Origin of the sequence: Aestuariispira ectoiniformans (assembly GCF_025136295.1) — a bacterium.
Classification (GTDB): domain Bacteria; phylum Pseudomonadota; class Alphaproteobacteria; order UBA8366; family Aestuariispiraceae; genus Aestuariispira_A; species Aestuariispira_A ectoiniformans.
The window spans coordinates 1,997,546-2,018,068 of record NZ_CP062788.1 but is presented as its reverse complement, the minus strand read 5'-3'; the positions used below and the strand labels follow the sequence as shown (position 1 = coordinate 2,018,068).

Annotated in this window: 16 protein-coding genes; 7 read left to right on the top strand and 9 right to left on the bottom strand. The window is 58.8% G+C overall.

Annotation, left to right across the window (positions count from 1 at the left end; genetic code table 11):
* Nucleotides 1-6: 6 nt before the first annotated feature.
* The 3 genes from IF205_RS09620 to amaB all read right to left on the bottom strand — a co-directional run bounded on the left by IF205_RS09620 (nt 7) and on the right by amaB (nt 4,355).
* Nucleotides 7-1,440, bottom strand: a complete 1,434-nt coding sequence (locus tag IF205_RS09620; protein WP_259783070.1) for an aldehyde dehydrogenase family protein — start codon at nt 1,438-1,440, stop codon at nt 7-9.
* 139 nt (nt 1,441-1,579) lie between these two features.
* Nucleotides 1,580-2,863 (bottom strand): NAD(P)/FAD-dependent oxidoreductase, encoded by a 1,284-nt coding sequence (locus IF205_RS09615; protein WP_259783069.1) that lies wholly within the window; start codon nt 2,861-2,863, stop codon nt 1,580-1,582.
* Nucleotides 2,853-4,355, bottom strand: a complete 1,503-nt coding sequence (gene amaB / locus IF205_RS09610; RefSeq protein WP_259783068.1) for an L-piperidine-6-carboxylate dehydrogenase — start codon at nt 4,353-4,355, stop codon at nt 2,853-2,855. The genes IF205_RS09615 and amaB overlap by 11 nt, the downstream gene beginning before the upstream one ends.
* A 141-nt stretch (nt 4,356-4,496) precedes the next feature.
* Here amaB and IF205_RS09605 point away from each other — a divergent pair, with 141 nt between their 5' ends.
* From IF205_RS09605 to IF205_RS09585, 5 genes are all read left to right on the top strand, one after another.
* A complete protein-coding gene (locus IF205_RS09605; RefSeq protein WP_259783067.1) occupies nt 4,497-5,411 on the top strand; it encodes a LysR substrate-binding domain-containing protein in 915 nt (304 codons plus the stop codon).
* Nucleotides 5,408-6,295: a LysR substrate-binding domain-containing protein gene (locus IF205_RS09600; protein ID WP_259783066.1), complete on the top strand. Its 888-nt coding sequence runs from the start codon at nt 5,408-5,410 to the stop codon at nt 6,293-6,295. Before IF205_RS09605 ends, IF205_RS09600 begins: the two co-directional genes overlap by 4 nt.
* Before the next feature lie 111 nt (nt 6,296-6,406).
* Nucleotides 6,407-7,789 (top strand): 2-oxoadipate dioxygenase/decarboxylase HglS, encoded by a 1,383-nt coding sequence (gene hglS, locus IF205_RS09595; protein ID WP_259783065.1) that lies wholly within the window; start codon nt 6,407-6,409, stop codon nt 7,787-7,789.
* A gap of 3 nt (nt 7,790-7,792) precedes the next feature.
* Nucleotides 7,793-9,214, top strand: a complete 1,422-nt coding sequence (locus IF205_RS09590) for an FAD-binding oxidoreductase (RefSeq protein ID WP_259783064.1) — start codon at nt 7,793-7,795, stop codon at nt 9,212-9,214.
* 23 nt (nt 9,215-9,237) lie between these two features.
* The gene (locus tag IF205_RS09585) at nt 9,238-10,449 is read left to right on the top strand and encodes a pyridoxal phosphate-dependent aminotransferase (RefSeq protein WP_259783063.1); all 1,212 of its coding nucleotides are present in this window, start codon (nt 9,238-9,240) and stop codon (nt 10,447-10,449) included.
* Between the two features lie 34 nt (nt 10,450-10,483).
* On the opposite strand, the gene IF205_RS09580 is transcribed toward IF205_RS09585, so the two are convergent.
* Entirely contained in the window at nt 10,484-11,365 is an 882-nt protein-coding gene (locus IF205_RS09580) for a LysR family transcriptional regulator (protein ID WP_259783062.1), read from the bottom strand.
* A gap of 131 nt (nt 11,366-11,496) precedes the next feature.
* On the opposite strand from IF205_RS09580, the gene IF205_RS09575 reads away from it, so the two are divergent.
* Nucleotides 11,497-12,999, top strand: coding sequence for a CoA-acylating methylmalonate-semialdehyde dehydrogenase (locus IF205_RS09575; RefSeq protein WP_259783061.1), 1,503 nt, complete (start codon nt 11,497-11,499; stop codon nt 12,997-12,999).
* A 79-nt stretch (nt 13,000-13,078) separates the two neighbouring features.
* On the opposite strand, the gene IF205_RS09570 is transcribed toward IF205_RS09575, so the two are convergent.
* Genes IF205_RS09570 through IF205_RS09550 form a run of 5 tightly spaced genes read right to left on the bottom strand, consistent with a single transcriptional unit; the run spans nt 13,079 to nt 19,494 of the window.
* Nucleotides 13,079-14,569, bottom strand: coding sequence for an aldehyde dehydrogenase family protein (locus IF205_RS09570; RefSeq protein ID WP_259783060.1), 1,491 nt, complete (start codon nt 14,567-14,569; stop codon nt 13,079-13,081).
* Nucleotides 14,569-15,675 (bottom strand): mandelate racemase/muconate lactonizing enzyme family protein, encoded by a 1,107-nt coding sequence (locus IF205_RS09565; protein WP_259783059.1) that lies wholly within the window; start codon nt 15,673-15,675, stop codon nt 14,569-14,571. The genes IF205_RS09570 and IF205_RS09565 overlap by 1 nt, the downstream gene beginning before the upstream one ends.
* Before the next feature lie 11 nt (nt 15,676-15,686).
* Nucleotides 15,687-17,297 carry a GMC family oxidoreductase gene (locus tag IF205_RS09560; RefSeq protein ID WP_259783058.1) on the bottom strand — a complete coding sequence of 537 codons (1,611 nt, stop codon included), beginning with the start codon at nt 17,295-17,297 and terminating at the stop codon, nt 15,687-15,689.
* 6 nt (nt 17,298-17,303) lie between these two features.
* Nucleotides 17,304-18,281, bottom strand: a complete 978-nt coding sequence (locus tag IF205_RS09555; protein WP_259783057.1) for an NAD(P)-dependent oxidoreductase — start codon at nt 18,279-18,281, stop codon at nt 17,304-17,306.
* A gap of 25 nt (nt 18,282-18,306) precedes the next feature.
* A complete protein-coding gene (locus IF205_RS09550; protein WP_259783056.1) occupies nt 18,307-19,494 on the bottom strand; it encodes a mandelate racemase/muconate lactonizing enzyme family protein in 1,188 nt (395 codons plus the stop codon).
* A gap of 135 nt (nt 19,495-19,629) precedes the next feature.
* Between IF205_RS09550 and IF205_RS09545 the strand changes: the two genes are divergently transcribed.
* Nucleotides 19,630-20,514: a LysR substrate-binding domain-containing protein gene (locus IF205_RS09545; RefSeq protein WP_259783055.1), complete on the top strand. Its 885-nt coding sequence runs from the start codon at nt 19,630-19,632 to the stop codon at nt 20,512-20,514.
* Nucleotides 20,515-20,523: the final 9 nt, after the last annotated feature.

Here is a 20,523-nt window from a genome sequence, read left to right as displayed (position 1 = left end):
TGTCACTCAGTTCCACCCGACGATAGCTTTGATTTCCAGGAAATCTTCCAGGCCATAAGCACCGCCCTCGCGCCCGTTGCCGGACTGTTTGTACCCGCCAAACGGCGTTTCATAATCCCCTTCCGCAGAGTTGAGCGTCACCTGCCCGGACCGAATTCGCCGCGCCACGCGGCGGGCGCGATCCAGATTTCCAGACGAGACATAGGCACCCAGGCCATAGGGCGTATCATTGGCAATCCGGATCGCCTCTTCCTCATCGGCGTAACCGATGATGGACAGCACAGGCCCGAAGATTTCCTCCACCGCAACCGTCATCTCCGGCGTCACATGCCCGAAGACCGTCGGCTTCACGAAATACCCGGCCTCACAGCCTTCCGGTTTGTCGGCTCCACCGCAGGCCAAAGTCGCCCCTTCCTCGATCCCTTTCCGGATCAGCGAAACGACCTTCTCATACTGTCGTCCATAGGCAATGGGGCCATTGTCCACATCACTGCGGGAGGGATCACCGGTAACCAGTGCCTGCGCCGCACGCGCCGCGATTTCAACGGCCTCGTCCATCCGCGCATGGGGGACCAGCATCCGCGTCGGCGCATCGCAGGACTGGCCGACGTTATACATGCAGGCCTGTGTGCCATTACGAACCGCAGTCTCGAAATCCGCATCGTCCAGAATAATGTTGGGGGATTTCCCTCCCAGTTCCAGGGTCACCCGTTTCACGGTCGGCGCAGCAAGTTTGGAAACCTCAATCCCTGCGCGGGTCGACCCGGTGAAGGAGACCATATCCACCAACGGATGTTGCGCCATATAGGCCCCGACACCGGGACCATCGCCGTCCACAAGATTGAACACACCGGCAGGAACACCGGCCTCATCGAGGATTTCCGCGAAAAGATGCGCCGACAGGGGAGCCATCTCAGAAGGTTTCAGGACACAGGTACAGCCCGTCGCAAGCGCCGGTGCAACCTTGGCAGCAATCTGGTTCAACGGCCAGTTCCAAGGCGTGATGAAGGCACAAACGCCGATCGGCTCCCGGAAAACCCGGTTCGATGCGTTGACCGGCGCTTCAAAGTCAAATGCTTTAAGCGCCTCATAAGTTGCTTCCAGATGACCCAGCCCGGCAGGCGCCTGCGCCTCACGTGCCGTCGTGATTGACGCGCCCATTTCCGCCGACATGACCGACGCCACTTCATCCTGGCGCGCCTTGTAGACCTCGATCACATGTTCCAACAACGCCAGGCGCTCTTCCCGGCTGGTTTGCGAGAAGGTCTCAAAAGCCCGGTGTGCGGCCTCAACCGCCTGGTCCACATCGCTTTCCGACGCCTGTGCGACCTGGCCGATGATCTCCTGCGTTGCGGGATTTTCAACGTCGATCCGCTGTTGCGACGCACTAGTGCCCCGCCAGGAACCATCAATGTAGAAGGATGTTGTGTCGTGCTTCATGTCTCGTCTCCCCAACCAGCTTTTTTGTCGCTGCGGCAGACTACGCGGTCATGCCACGTTTTCCCAGGCTTGATTAGACTGAAATTTCAGCACAACTCCCATGTCTCACACGCACATATCGCACCGGAAGGCAGAAGCCCTACCCTGCGCCGCGATCCTTCACGAAATGCGTCAGGGTCGCCCCGGTCTCGTAATAGGCCTGCCGGATACCGGCAAAGGGCAGGCCATGTGCCTCAACCGGCGAAACCGGCAGCACATCGGCGCGCCCGCCCAGCAACGCCTTTGCCATGCGCTGGCCAAACGCCGTGCCCGGCCCGATGCCGCGCCCGGAATAACCGAAGCACGCCATTGCGTTCGGACCGATGGACAGGATTTTGGGAAGATGTTCCAGCGTCATGCCGATACGGCCATACCACATCTGCCGCAGCGTCACCCCGCCAAGCTCCGGGAACATGGACGCCAGCTTGCGCCGCAGCCAGTTTCGATGGAAGGCGCCTGCAAAATGATCAAGCTGTCCCATCGCGCCAACAATCAGCCGACCGGCCTCATCCCGTCGCCAGGAAGACATCACGAGGGCGGTATCCCAGCATCCTTCCTGGCCGGGCAGAATCTTGTCCAGCAATGCCGGGTCAAGAGGATCAGTCGCGCCCTGGAAGAAATGCACCGGCACGACATCGGGCGTTTTCATTCCTTTGACCGGCTTCATATAGGCATTGGTTGCCAAAAGGAGCGCATGCGCCTTCACCGATCCTTTGGGCGTGCGCACACGCCAGAAATCGCCATCCCGCTCTATAGCGGTTGCCGGAGATTTCTGGTGCAACGCGACCCCGGATTCGACGGCGGCACGGGCCAGTCCCCGGGCATAGGCAAGGGGCTGGATCGTTCCCGCGCGGGGGTCGAACAGGGCACCATGAACCTGTGCGGAGCCAACGCGGGCCATCGCCTCGTCACGCCCCAACAAGCGAACCGGCGCACCAGTTTCCACAAGCTGCGCATGGCGGTTTTCAAGATCACCCATCCCGGATGGCGCATGCGCACAATGCAGGGTTCCATTGCGAACCGCCTCACAGGCAATGCCGAATTCTTCGATCAGACCGAAGACCGTATCCGGTGCTTCGGCAAGAATTTGGGATAATCGCTTTCCAGCCTTTTCGCCAAGCTGGGCATTGATATCCCTGGGCGGCAGCCACAGACCTGCGTTGGCAAGCCCCACATTGCGCCCTGACCCGCCGGACCCGATTTCATCGGCCTCGACCAAACAGACGGATGCGCCATCACGGGTGGCCTGAAGGGCGGCGGAACACCCTGTGTATCCGCCGCCGACCACCACCAGATCCGCCTCTACATCACCCGCCAGTTCCGGGGCGTTCACCTGTTCCCGGCAGGTGTGATGCCAAAGGCTGCTTGCAAGATCAGATGTCAAATTTTATCCCCTGTGCCAATGGCAGTTCCCGAGAATAGTTCACGGTATTGGTCTGGCGGCGCATATACCCCTTCCAGGCATCCGATCCGCTTTCCCGGCCGCCGCCGGTTTCTTTTTCGCCACCGAAGGCCCCTCCGATTTCCGCACCGGACGGACCGATATTCACGTTGGCAATACCACAATCGGAACCGGCTGCTGACAAGAAATATTCGGTCTCGCGTACATCGGTAGAGAAAATGCAGGAGGACAGCCCCTGCGGAACCGCATTCTGCATGTCGATGGCATCGTTAAGGTCTTTATATTTCACCACATATAGAATCGGCGCGAAGGTCTCCTGATGCATGATGGCGCTTTGTTCCGGCATCTCCACAATCGCCGGACGGACATAGGCCGCGCCGGGGAATTCAGAGGAAAGCGCCTGACCGCCACCGTGGACCGTACCGCCTTCAACTTTGGCCTGCTGCAGAGATTTGTCCATGGCCGCCATGGCCCCGGTATCGATCAGCGGGCCGACCAGCGTGCCATCCGCCAGCGGATCACCGATGGGCAGCGTTTCATAGGCGGAGATCAGACGCGGCACCAATGTGTCATAAATATCTTCATGAACCACCAGGCGGCGAAGCGTCGTGCAACGCTGCCCTGCGGTGCCCACCGCAGAGAAAACAATCGCCCGCAAGGCCATTTCCAGATCGGCGGAGGGCGCTACAATCATCGCGTTGTTCCCACCCAGTTCCAGGATCGTCCGGCCCAGACGGCCTGCCATATCGCGCGCCACGGCCTGTCCCATGGGAACGGAGCCGGTGGCAGAAATGATTGCCACATCTTTGGACGCGGTCAGCGCCTGGCCCAGTTCACGTTCTCCAATCAGGGTCTGAATCAGGCCCTTCGGCGCGTCCGACCCGAATTGTTCCATCACCCGGTCACAGATTTTCTGCACCGCAAGCGCCGTCAGCGGCGTTTTCTCAGACGGCTTCCAAATCACCGGATCGCCACAAACCAGCGCCAGCGCCGCATTCCAGCACCAGGGCGCGACGGGGAAGTTGAAGGCCGTGATAATCCCGCAGGTGCCCATCGGATGCCAACTTTCCCGCATGGCGTGGCCGGGACGTTCCGAGGCGATCGTCAGGCCGTAAAGCTGGCGCGACAGGCCAACGGCAAAGTCGCAGATGTCGATCATTTCCTGCACTTCGCCCAGGCCTTCCTGATAAATCTTGCCGCATTCCAGCGTCACCAACCGGCCCAGATTCTCCTTTTCCTCACGAAGCGCCTCACCCAGCAGCCGCACCAGTTCCCCCCGACGCGGGGCGGGAACCACCCGCCATGCCTTGAATGCATCCTTTGCATCCGCAATCTGTTCGTTCGCATCTGCCTGGCTGTGTATTGCAAGGCGGGCGATCTCACTGCCGTCAACAGGCGTGGTCACCACCAGCGCCCCGGCATTCAGCTCTGCCTCGCCAAAGCCAGCAGCCTTGAGGATATGAGAATGTGTCATAGAACTTCCTTTCAACATCACAATCAGGCATGAGGTAGACGCACTTCCCTCCCTCAGGCCGTATAATCCTGCCTTCTATCTGCCAGTGCACTGCGACATTTCCTATTGAAACTAAGTTCTAGATGTATGATCTTTCATCATATGATTACGGCACGACGTTTCCTCCCCTCTATTTCCTCCCTGCTTGCCCTTGAAGCCGTGGACCGGCTGGGCAGCGCCTCTGCGGCGGCAGAGGATTTGTCCCTGACGCAAAGCGCGGTCAGCCGACAACTCAAGCAGTTGGAGGAACAATTGGGGGTAGACCTGATCTCCCGGGAACAAATGCGCCTTCAACTGACACCGGCGGGGGCAGAGTTCGCGAAAGAAGCACGGTTCCTGATCAATCGGCTTGGGCAGGCGTCGATCAAGCTGCGCGCCAATCCAACCGGCGGCAGCCTGAACCTGTCGATCCTGCCTTCCTTCGGCCTGAACTGGCTGGCCCCGCGCCTGCGGGATTTTGTGAAGTCGCATCCGGAAATAACGGTGAACCTGCAGACCCACAATCTGCCGTTCAGTTTCAACACCGGCACCGCCCATGCGGCCATTCACTATGGGGTCCGGGACTGGGCGGACGTGGAATACCTGCCGCTGATGCCGAAATACGTACTTCCCGTCTGCGCGCCGACCTTTCTGGACAAGCCGATTGAAAAACCAGGCGATTTGCTTGCCCATCCCCTACTGCATCTGGAAAGTCATCCGGATTGCTGGGAACAATGGTTCACCCTGCATGATATCCCCGCAGGCAATCTGCACGGTATGCTGTTCGACCAGTCATCAACGATGACACAAGCAGCAATCCACGGACTGGGCATCGCCCTGTTGCCGACCTTTCTGGCCGAAAACGAAATTGCGCAGGGGAGACTGGCGCTGGCCGTGCCGGGCGAAGCCGTGACGCTGGGTGAATATTTCCTTGTCTGGCCGGAGGCGCAGTCCGGCAGCTATCCGCTGATCAAATTTCGCGAATGGTTGCAGAGCCAGACACAGGACCAGTCAACGCGAGACGTGGTGCATTCATGAAAAACCGCTTCCCCAGTCTTACCCATCTCCGCTGTTTTGAACGCGCGGCCCGGCACCAAAGCTTTACCGCCGCAGCCGAAGAACTACGCATGACACAAAGTGCGGTCAGCAAGAAAATCCGGGAGCTGGAAGTCGATCTCGGGGTCGACCTGTTCCGGCGGGTCGGACGCGGCGTTGCCCTGACCCAGGCAGGCAAAAGCTTTGCCGCCGATCTGGAACATGACCTGAGCAGCATCCAGAACTCGATTCAAAAGGTCATCTCCTCCGGCAATGACAAGGTCACCCTGTCGATTGCCACCTTGCCGACCTTTGCCAATCGCTGGCTTATCCCGCGGCTTCCCGCCTTTCTTGCAGGCAATCCAGAGATCGAGGTCAATTTCAGCACAAGGCTCGACCCGTTCGAATTTGAACGCGATCCGTTTGATCTTGCCATCCATTACGGCCTGCAGAACTGGCCGAATACAAAGATGACCCATCTCTTCGGAGAGAAGATGGTGCCTGTCTGCTCTCCTGCCTTTTTCGATCAATACGGGCTGGGCACATTGGAAAACATCACGGACGTCCCGCTCCTGCATCTGCAAAGCCGCCCCGATGTCTGGCAGGACTGGTTCAGGGAAGCGGCAATTGCCGGGGTTGTCCGGCGTGAAGGCCGCTATTTCGACCAATATTCCATGATCATCACAGCGGCAATTGCCAGCCTGGGTGCCGCCCTGATCCCGGTCGCGATGATCACCCGCGAGTTACAGGACAAACAGCTTGTGCAAATTACAGGCCCCGCCCTGACAACGGAGAAGAGCTATTATCTGGTCCGCCCGCACGGAAAGGCGGGCGAACATATACAGAAATTTGAAAGCTGGCTGAAGAAGGAAGCTGGAAACACATAACAAAATGGAATGAGTTAATTTGATTTTAGGTCATTTTTTGAACCTATGAAACGGTTTATCTCTCCCCGTAACTGACCGCCCAACAGGGTTATTGTACCGGGAGAAATGTTCATGTCCTTCACCAATCCAGACATCATCCGTCAGGAATTCTCATGCGCCATGTCGGAAATGTTCCGGCAGGAAGTGCCCGCCTATGGCGTGCTTGTCGATATGGTTGAGGAAATCAACCGCGTAACCCTTGAGCAGAATGACGAGTTGAAGTCGGAGCTTGGCCACACCGACGGCATTGACCGCATCACGGAAGAACGCCACGGCGCAATCCGGTTGGGCACGGCGGAAGAACTTCACACCATGCGCCGCCTCTTCGCTGTCATGGGCATGTTCCCGGTCGGTTACTACGACCTGTCCGTCGCAGGCATTCCGGTCCATTCCACAGCCTTCCGCCCCGTGGATCGCGCCTCTCTGGCCGCCAACCCGTTCCGGGTTTTCACGTCCCTCCTGCGTCTGGATCTGGTCAAGGATCAGGACTTGCGGAAAGAGGCGGAAGAAATTCTCGCAACCCGCAAGATTTTCACCGATGGCGTGCTGGCGCTGATTGAAAAGGCAGAAGCACAGGGCGGGCTCGCCGAGGACGACACCGACAGCTTTGTAAAGGAAGCCCTGGAAACCTTCCGCTGGCATTCTCACGCACGCCTTGACCTGGCCCTTTTTGACCGACTGGTGAAGGCACACCGTCTGATCGCCGATGTAGTCTCTTTCCAGGGACCGCATATCAATCACCTGACGCCGCGCACCCTCGATATCGACACGGTTCAGGCAACAATGCCTGAAAAAGGGATCGACCCGAAAGCCGTGATCGAAGGCCCGCCTGCCCGTCAGTGTCCGATCCTGCTGCGCCAGACCTCGTTCAAAGCGCTGAGCGAACCGGTGCTTTTCAAACAGGAAAACGGCGAATGGGCCGAAGGACATCACACCGCACGTTTCGGTGAGATCGAACAGCGTGGCGTTGCCCTGACACCGAAGGGCCGTGACCTCTATGATGCCCTGCTGACCAAGACACGTGAAAAAATCCTGCCTGCCGGGGACGGTTCCAACAGCAGTGACTATATGCAGACCCTGGCCGACGTATTTGCCGAATTCCCCGACAGTTGGGAAGAAATCCGAAAACAGGGGCTTGCCTATTTCCAGTATTTCATCACCGAAAAAGGGCAGTCTGCACAGTCCAGCGCTCAACTGGAAGACCTTATCGCAGAGGGTCTGGTAGCCTACGCCCCCGTCGTCTACGAAGATTTCCTGCCGGTTTCCGCCGCTGGCATTTTCCAGTCCAACCTGGGCGATGACAAAGGCGAGAATTTCACGCCGGATTCAAATCAGAAGATCTTTGAAGAAGCGCTTGGTTCAACCGTACTGGATGAATTCGCGCATTATGCAAGGATCGAAAAGGAATCCATCGATGCCTGCCTGTCCGGTTTCAAGACAACGGCAGCCGCATAATCCATGTTGAACGAAAGACATATTGCAAGTCTTCGCCATCTGGCCCGGTCCGGGAAATCCGTACTCGGGCCGGAAGACGATCTCGCGGGTTATGAAACCGGGGCGCGCCATGACAAAGGGCGCGCCGCCTTTGTCCTGCGACCGGAGACAAGTGAGGAACTGTCCGGCTTTGTCGCCTACTGCGTGACAAACGGAATCTCCCTGATCCCCCAATCCGGCAATACGGGCGTGGTCTCCGGCTCTACGCCGGATCGGTCCAAATTGCAGGGCGTTCTGAGCCTGGACCGGATGAATACGGTGTTCGACCTGAACCTCAGAAACCGCAGCCTGCGCGTCGGCGCGGGCATGCGCCTGTCGGAGGTGAATGCACGTCTTGAGGAACACGGCCTGTTTTTCCCCGTCGACCTGAGTGCGGACCCGATGATTGGCGGCATGATCGCCACCAACACGGGCGGCGGACGTTTCCTGCGTTACGGTGATGTGCGCGCCAATACCCTTGGCCTGAAGGCCGTTCTGGCAGACGATAACGGCAGCATTCTGGACCTGAATAAAGGGCTCAGGAAAAACAACACGGGCGTCGACTGGAAGCAGGTCTTCATCGGAACGGTCGGCACATTCGGTATTGTCACCGAAGCAGTTCTCAATCTGGAACCGCTTCCCCGGCAATCCGCCACTGCTCTTGTGGTGCCGGGATCGGATGATGCGGTTTTCCAGGTTCTTGCCTCACTGGAACGCAAGCTTGGCCCACAGCTTTCGGCCTTCGAAAGCATGTCGGGCAACGCTATGCGCCACGCCTTTGACCACGCGCCCAGCCTGCGCAATCCCTTTGCCAATGGGGATATCCCGGACCTCGCCATTCTGGTGGAGGCAACCCGCACCTGGGAGCCCCGCGAGGGGGAAATTTCCATCGACGATCTGCTCGAGGCCTGTCTGGCGGAAATCTGGGAGGAACCGGGGGAACCGCTGGCCGATGCGCTTGTCGGCAGGCCGGAGGAAATCTGGGCTCTGCGGCACTCCATTTCGGAAGGCGTCAAAAACGCAGGCCACCTGTTCGCCTTTGATCTCGCGTTTGAGCGCGGCATCCTGATGGACTTCCTCGCCTATATGCACAACCACCTGCCGGACACATTCCCCGATCTGGAGATATGCGATTTCGGCCATATCGGCGACGGCGGCGTCCATTTCAACCTGTCCCATCCGGGCGGACCGCCCGCCGATCTGGAGGCCTATGAAAAGCGCCTGCGTGACTGGGTCATTGATATCTGCGTCAACGAATTTGACGGCAGTTTCAGCGCCGAACACGGCATCGGGCGCAAGAACCAGGCCTACTACGACCAGTACACGCCAGATGCCATCAAAAAACTTTCCCGTGCCCTGAAACAGGTAACCTCCCCCGGCCCGCTGGGCTCCGTTCATTTCGACTAACGCATTCCTGGAAAGGCAACAGCATGTCCAGTTTCCGCAAAGCCAGCCGTATCGACGCCATCGGCGTTTCCCAAATCCTGCAGATCGGCAAAAAGGCCGCCCAGATGAAGCGCGACGGCAAGCCCGTCATCATTCTGGGCGCAGGCGAACCCGACTTCGACACACCGGCAAATGTCAAGAATGCGGCGATCTCCGCCATCATGGCAGGCGATACGAAATACACGCCTCTCGACGGTACCCCCGCCCTGAAACAGGCCATTCAGGCAAAGTTTCTTCGGGACAACGGCCTGCAGTATGACCTGGATGAAATCACGGTCAGCAGCGGGGCCAAACAGATTCTGTTCAATGCCTTCATGGCAAGCCTGGAACCCGGTGATGAGGTGATCATCCCGACACCTTATTGGACATCCTATTCCGATATCGTTGCCATTGCCGGGGGCAAGCCGGTGCTTGTTCCCTGTCATCAGGAAAATGACTTCCGCCTGACGGCTTCCGATCTTGAAGCAGCGATCACCGGCAAGACGCGCTGGGTGATGTTCAACGCCCCATCCAATCCGGCAGGCGCCACCTATGGCGCCGAAGATTACCGGCCCTTGCTGGACGTTATTCTCGAGCACCCGGATGTGTGGATTCTGGCCGACGATATCTATGAGAAGATCGTCTATGACGGCTTTGAATTTGTCACCCCGGCGCAGGTGGAGCCACGCCTCAAGGATCGTTGCCTGACCATGAACGGCGTCTCCAAGGCCTACGCCATGACGGGCTGGCGCATTGGATATGGCGCGGGACCGAAGGCGCTTATTGCGGCAATGGCGGTCATCCAGAGCCAGTCCACCTCCTGCCCGTCTTCCGTTTCACAGGCGGCAGCGGTCGAGGCACTGAACGGACCTCAGGATATCCTGACAGACCGTTGCGACAGCTTCCGTCAGCGCCGCGATCTGGTTGTCGACGGCCTCAATGCAATCGAGGGCATCACCTGCATCCGCCCGAAAGGCGCCTTTTATGCCTTTGCCGGTTGTGAGGGTGTCCTTGGTAAACGGACACCGGATGGGATTATCCTCGGAACGGATACGGATTATTGTAACTACCTGCTGGACAAGGCCCATGTTGCCATCGTGCCAGGCGCGGCGTTCGGTCTGTCACCCTATTTCAGGATTTCCTACGCCACTTCCGAAGCGGAGCTGCGCGAGGCCCTGTCCCGGATCGCGGCGGCAACCAAGGCGCTGACAAACTGACCCAAGACCAACACAGACAGGGTTGTTCGGCGGCTCAACGAACCCAGTTATGATGCTGCCGGACGACCTGACCGATGTGATCGGCGACCGCCTGGACACGACGAATTTCCCGCTGACTTTCATGATAAGCGATCCAATAGGACCTCTGCATCGTCGATTCCTCCAGCAGGCGGACAAGGCCTGCATCCCCTTTCGCCAGATAATCATGCAGAACACCAATCCCGGCCCCGGCGCGCACGGCCTCCAACTGGCCAACGGCGCTACTGATGCCAAGCTGCTGTACCGCCCCCTGAAAAACCTCGGACGCATAATTCAGCAGGGTTGAATAGATCAGGTCTTCCACATAACCGACAAGGCGGTGCTGTTTAAGGTCGTCAATACAGGCGGGAAGGCCATGCTCCTCAAGGTAGGAGCGGGAAGCATAAAGGCCGAGCGTATAATCCGTCAGCTTCTTGATTACCAGCCGACCGGTCTTTGGCCGACCGACCATAATTGCAATATCAGCCTCACGCTGCGACAGGGAAAAACTGCGCGGGACCGGCACCAACTCAACCTTCAGGTCCGGGTATTTGTCCAAAAGACCCGTCAGCCTGGGGGCAAGAAAGGAAACGCCGAAGCCATCCGGCGCCCCGACACGGACGGTCCCGCTGAGCTTTTCAACACCGCCCTGAAACAGGGCCTCGCCTTCCAGCATCGCCGTTTCGGCCCGTTCCAGCTTTGCCATCAGGGCATGCCCTGCCTCCGTCAACACACAACCGCCCGGCCCCCTTACAAGCAAAGTTGCCTGCAGGTCGGCCTCAAGATTGCTGATTTTCCGACTGAGCGTGGTCTGATTAACGCCCAACTTGCGGGCGGCAGAGAGCATCTGCCCCTCCCGTGCCACGACCAGAAATATGCGTCCGTCGTCCCAATCCATACCGCAAGCCGCCTTCTCATTATGCAAATTTGCATATCTATTATCGCAATTAAGCGAATTTACCACGCAAATTAGTCAATTTAAATTTGTCTCACTATAAAAATTCAAAACCATGACTGCGGAGGATACCGATGACTGAATTGGCGCATTTCATTAATAACGCCCTTGTGGCCGGTACATCCGGCCGGAACCAGCCCGTGTTCAACCCGGCTACCGGTGAAAGCGAAAAGACGGTCGCTCTGGCCTCCGCTGATGAGGTGAACACTGCTGTTGCCGCCGCCAAAGCAGCCTGGCCTGCATGGTCCAAAACCCCGGCCCTGCGCCGCGCGCGTATTCTGGACCGTTTCAAGTCGATCCTGTGGGAACGTGCCGACGAACTGGCCCGCGCCATTTCCTGCGAACATGGCAAAACCCATGACGATGCCCTGGGTGAAGTCACCCGTGGCCTGGAAGTCGTGGAATTTGCCACCGGTGCGCCGCATCTGCTGAAAGGTGAATTCTCCGAGAACGTCGGTACCGGCGTGGACAGCCAGTCCATCCGCCAGAGCCTGGGCGTTGTTGCCGGTATCACCCCGTTCAACTTCCCGGCCATGGTGCCGATGTGGATGTTCCCGGTGGCACTTGCCTGCGGTAACACCTTTGTCTTGAAGCCGTCTGAGCGTGACCCGTCCGCCCCGCTGCTGATTGCAAAATGGCTGGCAGAAGCCGGTCTGCCGGAAGGTGTGTTCAACATCGTCCAGGGCGACAAGGAAGCCGTCGACACCCTGCTCCACCATCCGGATGTGAAGGCTGTTTCCTTCGTCGGCTCCACCCCGATTGCACAGTATATCTACGAAACGGGTACGGCACAGGGCAAGCGTGTTCAGGCCCTGGGTGGTGCTAAGAACCACATGGTCATCATGCCCGATGCGGACCTGGACATGGCGGCAAGCGCACTGATGGGCGCCGCCTTCGGTTCCGCCGGGGAACGCTGCATGGCGATTTCCGTGGCCGTGCCAGTGACCGATGCCGTGGCTGACGCCCTGATCGACAAGCTCATCCCCAAAATCGAAGCCCTGAAGATCGGTCCGTCCGACATGAAAGGCGCGGAGATGGGTCCGCTGGTCACCAGCCAGCATCTGGACAAGGTTCACGGCTATATCAACAGCGGTGAGGCCGATGGTGCAAAGATCGTGGTCGATGGCCGGAACTTCAAACAGGACAAGCAGGGCTGTGAAAACGGTTACTTCATCGGTGGCACGCTGATCGACAATGTCACGACGGACATGAAAATCTGGAAAGAAGAAATCTTCGGGCCGGTCCTGTCTGTTGTCCGCCGCAAGTCCTATGACGAGGCTGTTGAGCTGATCCAGTCCTGCCAGTATGCAAACGGCACGGCCATCTTCACCCGCGACGGTGATACGGCGCGCGCCTTCTCGCAGGATATCGAGGTGGGTATGGTCGGCGTCAACGTGCCGATCCCGGTTCCGATGGCCTTCCACAGCTTTGGCGGCTGGAAAGCCTCCATCTTTGGCGATCACGCCATGCACGGTATGGAAGGCATCCGCTTCTACACCCGAATCAAAACCACGACCCTGCGTTGGCCGACGGGTCAGCGGTCCGACCCGGAATTCGTCATGCCGACGCTTGGCTAAGCACTGACAAAACTGGCATTATAAAACCGCGCTGTCTTTGCAGGCAGCGCGGTTTTTCCTTTCACAAGGCAAGCCCTTATCAGAGTTTGACTGTAATACTCTTGAATTTGGTGTAGGCGTCCAACCCTTCCCAGCCTTTCTCCCGGCCAAAGCCTGACTTGCCGTTCCCACCAAAGGGCAACTCAATCCCCCCGGCCCAATAGTCATTGATGGAAATCTGTCCCGCATCCACGTCACGCGCCAGGCGCAGCGCGCGGCTGATATCCCGGCTGTAGATGCCGGTAACCAGCCCATATTCCGTACCGTTGGCAGCCTGTAGAGCCTCTTCATCGCTGTCGACCACCTGCACGGCCAGAACCGGGCCGAAGATTTCCTCCTGAACTGCAGGATCATCCTGCGCCAGGTCATCGATGATCGTCGGCTCAAAGAACCAGCCTTTGCCGGTTTCCGGATCAGTCATAACATTGCCGCCGGTGACGATATTGCAGCCGCGTGCCTTCGCGCGTTCCACATGCGCGCTGACACGATCCAGATGCGCCTGGGAATTGATCGCCCCCATATCCGGATTACGCAGGCCATGGCCAACCTTCAGGCCCTTGGCCCTGGTGAGCAGTTTGTCCATCAGGGCATTATGAATATCCCGATGCACGATCAGGCGGGACCCGGCGGAACAGATCTGGCCCGAATTGGAGAAGATCGCCCAAAGCGCGCCTTCTGCCGCAGCCTCCACATCACAGTCGCTGAGCGCGATCAGGGGCGACTTGCCGCCCAGTTCCAAGGTCAACCGGGTCACATTGGGTGCCACCGCCTGCATCACATTGACGCCGGTCGCAACGGAACCGGTGAAGGTCACATGTTTGACCCGCGGGTCCACCACCAAAGGCGCGCCTGCGTCGCCGCCCAGCCCGGTCACCACATTCATAACACCATCCGGCAGGCCCGCCTCGGACAGAAGCTCTGCGATCATCAGGGCGGTGAATGGCGTCGTTTCCGCCGGCTTCGCCACAACGGAACATCCAGCCGCCAGGGCTGGTGCGACGCCGCGCACGAAGGTCGAGGTGGGATAATTCCAGGGAATGATATGCGCCGTCACGCCGACCGGTTCGCGCACCGTCCAGGCCATCTGGTCAGGCCCCATGGGAACAGAGCGCCCGTCCAGCTTGTCCGCCGCCCCGGCATAATATTCCAGCAGGCGCGCGGACCCGGCCACATCCCCTTCCGCCTCCGCCAGCGTCTTGCCTGAATCGAGCGTTTCCATGAAAGACAGCAAGTCATGGTTCTGACGCATCAGCGCCGCCGCCCGGTTCAAGAGCGCGACACGGTCCGCCGGTTTGGTCTTGCGCCAGGCCTCAAAGCCCTTCGTCGCCGCGGCCAACGCCTTGTCCACATCCGTCGCGTTGCCCGCTACGAACTCGGCAAAAGCTTCGCCTGTCGCCGGATCGAAGCTTTGCAGTTTCTCTCCGCTGTCACCGGCCACAAAGGCACCATTGATGAAATGCCCGGTCGGCAGACTGGGCATCTGAGCCCGGTCAAAATAGTCGGCAATCAATTGCTCAGCGGATATGCTCATCACGCTACCTCACTTTCTTGATATTGGGATTTGGCGAGCCATTCGGGTGAAATACTGACGCCCCATCCCGGCGTGTCGGTGACCGTGGCCTTGCCATCACGAATGGTATAGGGGTCCTCGACAAACAGCCCTTGCTGCCAAGGATAGTAGTCCTGGCCCTCTATGGAAAACTCGAGATATTTGCCAGCGTTCGTGATGGCCCGCAGCAGATGCATGGTGAACAGGGTCACCATCGACAGGTTTGCACAATGCGGGGTACATGGCAGCCCGGCTTTCGCCGCCATCGCCGCCACCCGCATCGTCAGGGTTAGCCCGCCCATATAGAGAATATCAGGCTGTACGACATTGACCGCCCCCATATCAATCATGCGCGTCCAGTGTTGCAGGTCCCAGTCCTGCTCCCCGCCGGTCACATCAAGGCTCAAAGCCTCGGTGACCTGTCTGGTCTGTTCCATCTCCCAATAGGGGCAGGGTTCCTCGAAATGCTCCACGGCACTGGCTTCGAGTATTGCCCCCACTTCGATGGCGCGGTCGGGCGAAAAACCGGAATTGCCATCCACCAGCAAGGAAACATCAGGCCCAAGGGCCTGCCGGATCGCCGGAATAATCTCCTCCGTGCGGCCCGGCCATTCGTCGCGATCATGGCCACATTCGGCCCCAACCCGGAATTTGAAGGCTTCGAAACCGAATGTCTCACGCAAGTTCCGGAAACGGTCGGCCTCTTCCGAGGGGGTGATATCGCGCCGCATCGAGGAAGCATAGGCCCGCAACTCGCCCGCAGAGCCACCGATCAGGGCCGCGACCGGCTGTCCGGCCTGTTTCCCGCGCCAATCCCAGATTGCCGTGTCGAGGCCTGCCATGGCCCGGCGCAGGTAAGAGCCCGGAAATTTATGCTCTCGTTCCGGAATCTCGTCGACCAGCAGTTCCAGGTCACTCATGTCACGGCCCAGGCTCCAAGGGGCGACCTGGCGATGAAAGACCTGCGCGGTGATGTCCGAGTTATAGGTGGACAGCTGCCCCCAGCCGGCCGATCCGTCATCTGCCGTGACACGGACAAAACCAACGAACGCGTTACTGAAGGTCTCCAGTTTTGAAATTTTTGCCATCCTGGTCTCTCTTACCCTTCCTGCAAAATCTGTGTCGCGGCCTTGTAGGCCACCATGATCGTCGGGGCGTTGGTATTACCGGAGGTGATATTCGGGAAAACCGATGCGTCAACCACGCGCAGACCATCCACGCCACGTACCTTCAGGTCTGAATCCACGACGCTGTTTTCCGGGTCGCTCCCCATCGCACATGTGGACACGGGATGAAAGACGGTGCCACAACGCTGGCGGAAATCAGACAGGATATCATCATCCGACATGCTCCCCAGGTCGGGGGGGATCGCCTCTTTGATCAGATTGCGCAGGCCGTTTGTCGCCACCAGAGACCGCACCATGCGGCCGCCCGCCACCACATCGTCCAGGTCCTTGTTGCTGGTCAGGTAATGCGGCTGGATACGCGCCGCGATCCTAGGGTTTGGAGACTTGATGTCGATCCGCCCCCTGCTTGTCGGGCGTGACGGCTGAAAGGAAATGATGAACCCGGCGAAGGGATCGGGATTGATAATCGGCCGCTTGCCAACCGGTGCCGTTGTGTAGGTTACCGGGTTGAAATAGAGCTGCATATCGGGGTGAGCGACTGTGCTGCTGGATTTCACAAAGCCACCGCATTGGTTCACACTCAGGCTCAAAGGGCCTTTGCGCGTCAGAACATATTGCATCCCAGCCCGGACTTTGCCCCACCAGGGCGCCAGCTCATTGTTCAGGGTGGGCTCCGTCGCCTTATAAAAATAGCTGATGGAGATATGGTCCTGGAGATTGCCGCCGACGGCCTCATTCACATGGATCGGCTCAATCCCCATTTCCTGCAGCAACGCCCCCGGCCCAATCCCGGACAGTTGCAGCAACTGCGGCGAGTTCACGGCACCTGCACTCAGGATGACTTCCTTGCGGACTGTCGCACTGACAGAACGACCTCCCATTTTGTAGCGCACACCCGTCGCACGCTTTCCGTCAAAAGTAACGCGCTCCACAAGGGCATTCGACACAAGTGTCACATTCCGTCGCTTCATGGCCGGACGAAGAAAGGCGTCTGCCGCCGAACAGCGGACGCCGCCGCGCGTGGTGATCTGGTAATATCCAACGCCCTCCGGCGAAATACCGTTGAAATCCTCCGTCTTCGGCAGACCGACTTCTTTCGATGCATCAAAGAAATAGCGATTGGTCCGATGCGCCTGGTCGGCCACATCGCTGATCATCACGGGACCGTCACCGCGTGTGGAACCGTCGACGGCAATCCTGCGTTCCAATTTTTCGAAAACCGGACGGACATCGTCCCAGCCCCAGCCGGTCGCCCCGGCCTGCCGCCAGTCTTCGTAATCATGGGCCAACCCACGGAAATAAACCATGGCGTTGATTGAACTGGAGCCCCCCAGCGCCTTGCCGCGCGGCCAATAGGAGCGGCGACCGTTCGTACCTTCGTCGGGCTCGGTTTCATATTTCCAGTTAACCCGTTCATCAAAGAAGGTTCGGCCATAGCCAATGGGCACCTTGATCCAGAGACGACGGTCCGTTCCGCCAGCCTCGAGGACCAGAACACGGTTCTGTCCATCGGCGGACAAGCGATCCGCCAACACGCAACCGGCGGAGCCCGCCCCCACGATGATATAGTCAAACTCGTCCATTGTTCGTCACGCCTCGCCGCCCCCCTGGCCTAACCCTTTCGGGATCACCTCATAACCCGGCTCTTCCGGCTCATCGTCCAACATCTCCGCCGGGAATCCCGGTGCGGTGATATCCAGACCGGTTGCCTCTTCCAGACGTTTGATGATGTTGGGGGACCATTCGCGCTCCCCAAAGCGCGCCGCGCCATCCTCGAAGATGTCGATCAGCAAAGGGGATACCTCCAGTGGCACGCCCGCGCGGTTGGCCACCTCCTGGAACAGGCTGACATCCTTCAACACCAGATCCATCGTGAAATTGATATCCCGGCTACCGTTCAGGATGACCTGGCTTTCGGTTTCATGAACAAAGGAATTGCCGGAGGAAATACGAATGGCTTCATAGGCCGCATTCAGGTCCATCCCTGCCGCCTTGGCTGTCACCAATGCCTCGCACAAGGTCACCAGATTGGCCGTCGCCAGATAGTTGGTCACCACTTTCAGCACGGAAGCCGACCCCAGCGGGCCGGTATGCAGCACGCGCCTGCCCAGCGATTTCAATACCGGCAACAAACGGTTAAAAACGTCGCGATCAGCCCCGGCAAGGATCGAGATATTGCCGGTCGCAGCCCGATGACAACCGCCGGAAACCGGACAATCCACAGGGTCGGCACCGACCTCCCGGACCATCGCACCGAGGCGTTTGACCTCCGCCTCGTCCGTCGTGCTCATCTCCGCCCAAATCTTGCCCTCCGACAGCCCCGCAAGGATACCGTCTTCCGCCTCCATCACCGCCGCACTGGCCGCAGGAGACGGCAGACAGGTAATCACCAGGTCGCAGGCCTCCGCCATCTCCTTCGGGCTGTCGGCCCAGCGGGCGCCCCGATCAATAAAAGGGCGGGCCGCCTCGGCGTTCAAATCCCGAACCGTCAGGTCGAAACCGTTGCGCAGCAGGCTGCCGGCGAGTTTTCCACCGACATTGCCCAAACCGATGAAGCCCACTTTCATGATGCCGCTCCAGTTTTCTGTTGGATTATTGAATTGGATCGTTGGCCGGTGACAGATGCAGCTCGTCCCCGGTGTAAGGATTGGCCTCCGCCACCGCTTCGTTCAGTTCCACACCCAATCCCGGTGCCGTCGGCGGGATCACATAGCCATCCTGCCATTCCATCGGTTTGGTGAGAATTTCGCTGTGGAACCCATCCCATTCCAGAATGCTTTCCAGAATGAGGAAATTCGGGGTGCAGGCTGCCAATTGCGCGTTGGCAGCGCCCACAATCGGGCCGCAATAAAGATGAGGGGCGATTTGCGCGTAATGCGCCTCGGCCATGGCCGCAATTTTCTTGGCTTCCAGCAGACCGCCGACACGCCCCAGATTCATCTGCAGGATCGAGGCCGCCCCGGTTTCCAGGACACGGGCGAATTCATATTTTGTCGCCAATCGCTCGCCAGTCGCCACAGGAATACTCGTCCCCTGCGCCACCTTGGCCATTTCTTCCGGCATCTCCGGTGGGGTCGGCTCCTCAAACCACAAGGGATCATAGGCTTCCAGGCGGCGCGCCAGACGCAACGCACCGGATGCCGTAAACTGCCCATGAGTGCCGAAGAGAAGGTCCGCATCCGTACCGACCGCCTCGCGCACCAGCTTCACATAGCGTTCGGACCGCTCCAGCGCTTCCAGGCTGGGCTGACGGCCGTCAAAGACGGAATAGTCGCTGACCGGGTCGAATTTGACTGCGGAGAACCCCTTTTTGACATAGGCCGCGGCACGCTCCGCGGCCGTCTCCGGGTCGGTATAGACATTCGCGCCATCGCCGTCTTCCGGATACAGATAGGTGTAGGAACGCAACCCCTCATGGACCTGCCCGCCGAGCAATTCATAGACGGGCTTGTCGACTTCCTTACCGACAATATCCCAGCAGGCCATCTCAATCCCGCTCATCACACCGACCAGCGAGATATCGGGGCGCTGGGCATAGCCACTGCCATACATGCGCCGCCACAGGGTCTCGATTTTGAACGGGTCGCTGCCAATGACGAAACGCTCGCAGACGTCTTCGATCATCCGCGCCACCACATGCGGCCCGAAAGTGGCCACATAAACCTCGCCATAGCCGACAACACTGCTATCGGTCGTCAATTTAAGGAAGATGAAATAACGCCCCCCAAAGCCCGGCGGTGGATTGCCAACCACAAAGGTTTTGACGTCGGTGATTTTCATGACCTTGCTTCTCCCTGGTCCCATGGATGGAAATTGACCGGGAGATATAGTCCGCCGCCTTGACGGAAAAATAAAACGAATGATTATCACCCTAAGGCATCATTTTATTTGAAGCTAAATTTAGGGAACCGTCACTTGTCCTATCAATTACCCCCTCTGAGCTGGCTGCGCGCCTTTGAAGCCTCCGCCCGCAGCCTCAGCTTCACCGCCGCGGCCCGGGAATTGAACCTGACCCCTGCGGCCATCAGCCACCAGGTCCGCTCCTTGGAGGACTATCTGGGCTTTCCGCTTTTCGAACGCCTGCCGCGCAGTCTTCGCCTGACCAGCATGGCCAATGCCTATCTGCCGTCCGTCCGCAAGGCATTCAGCGAGCTCTCCATTTCAACCTCCGGCCTGTTCGGTGGGGGCCAACAGGGGCTGGCCGTCCGCTGTGCCAGTTCACTCTCGGTTTTCTGGTTGGCACCGCGCATGCATCTCTTTTTGGAACAGTATCCGGATATCGACCTTCGGCTCTATTCCTCCAACTGGGCGGAATCGCTCAGCGCGGAGAAAATCGACGTGGATATCCGTTACGGCGACGGTCGATGGTCCGATTACCAGTCGGAACTTCTGATGAATGAAAAGGTGATCCCTGTCTGCAGCCAAGCCCTGATCAACCGGGACGGCCCCGTGCAGGAGGTGGCCGATTTTGCCGGGCAACATCTCATCCAGATCATGGGCGTTGAAGACACATGGGAACGGCTGTTCCTGACCCATAACGTGGAGCGCCCTGCCCAAAGGCGCCGAATTCTGGTCGACAATTCCTATCTTGCCCTCGAGATGGCCTGTCAGGGCGTCGGTCACGCGCTGGTCTTCGAAAGCTTTGCCGAATCCTATCTGGACGAGGGTAAGTTGGTCAGGTCACTGGATATCGCCCTGGAAACAGAACAGTCCCACTACCTCCTCTTCCCCGATGATACGCCACTGCATAAACCGGAAGTCATGGTGTTTCGCGACTGGATTCTCGCCCAGGCCGGATGAGGAAACCCG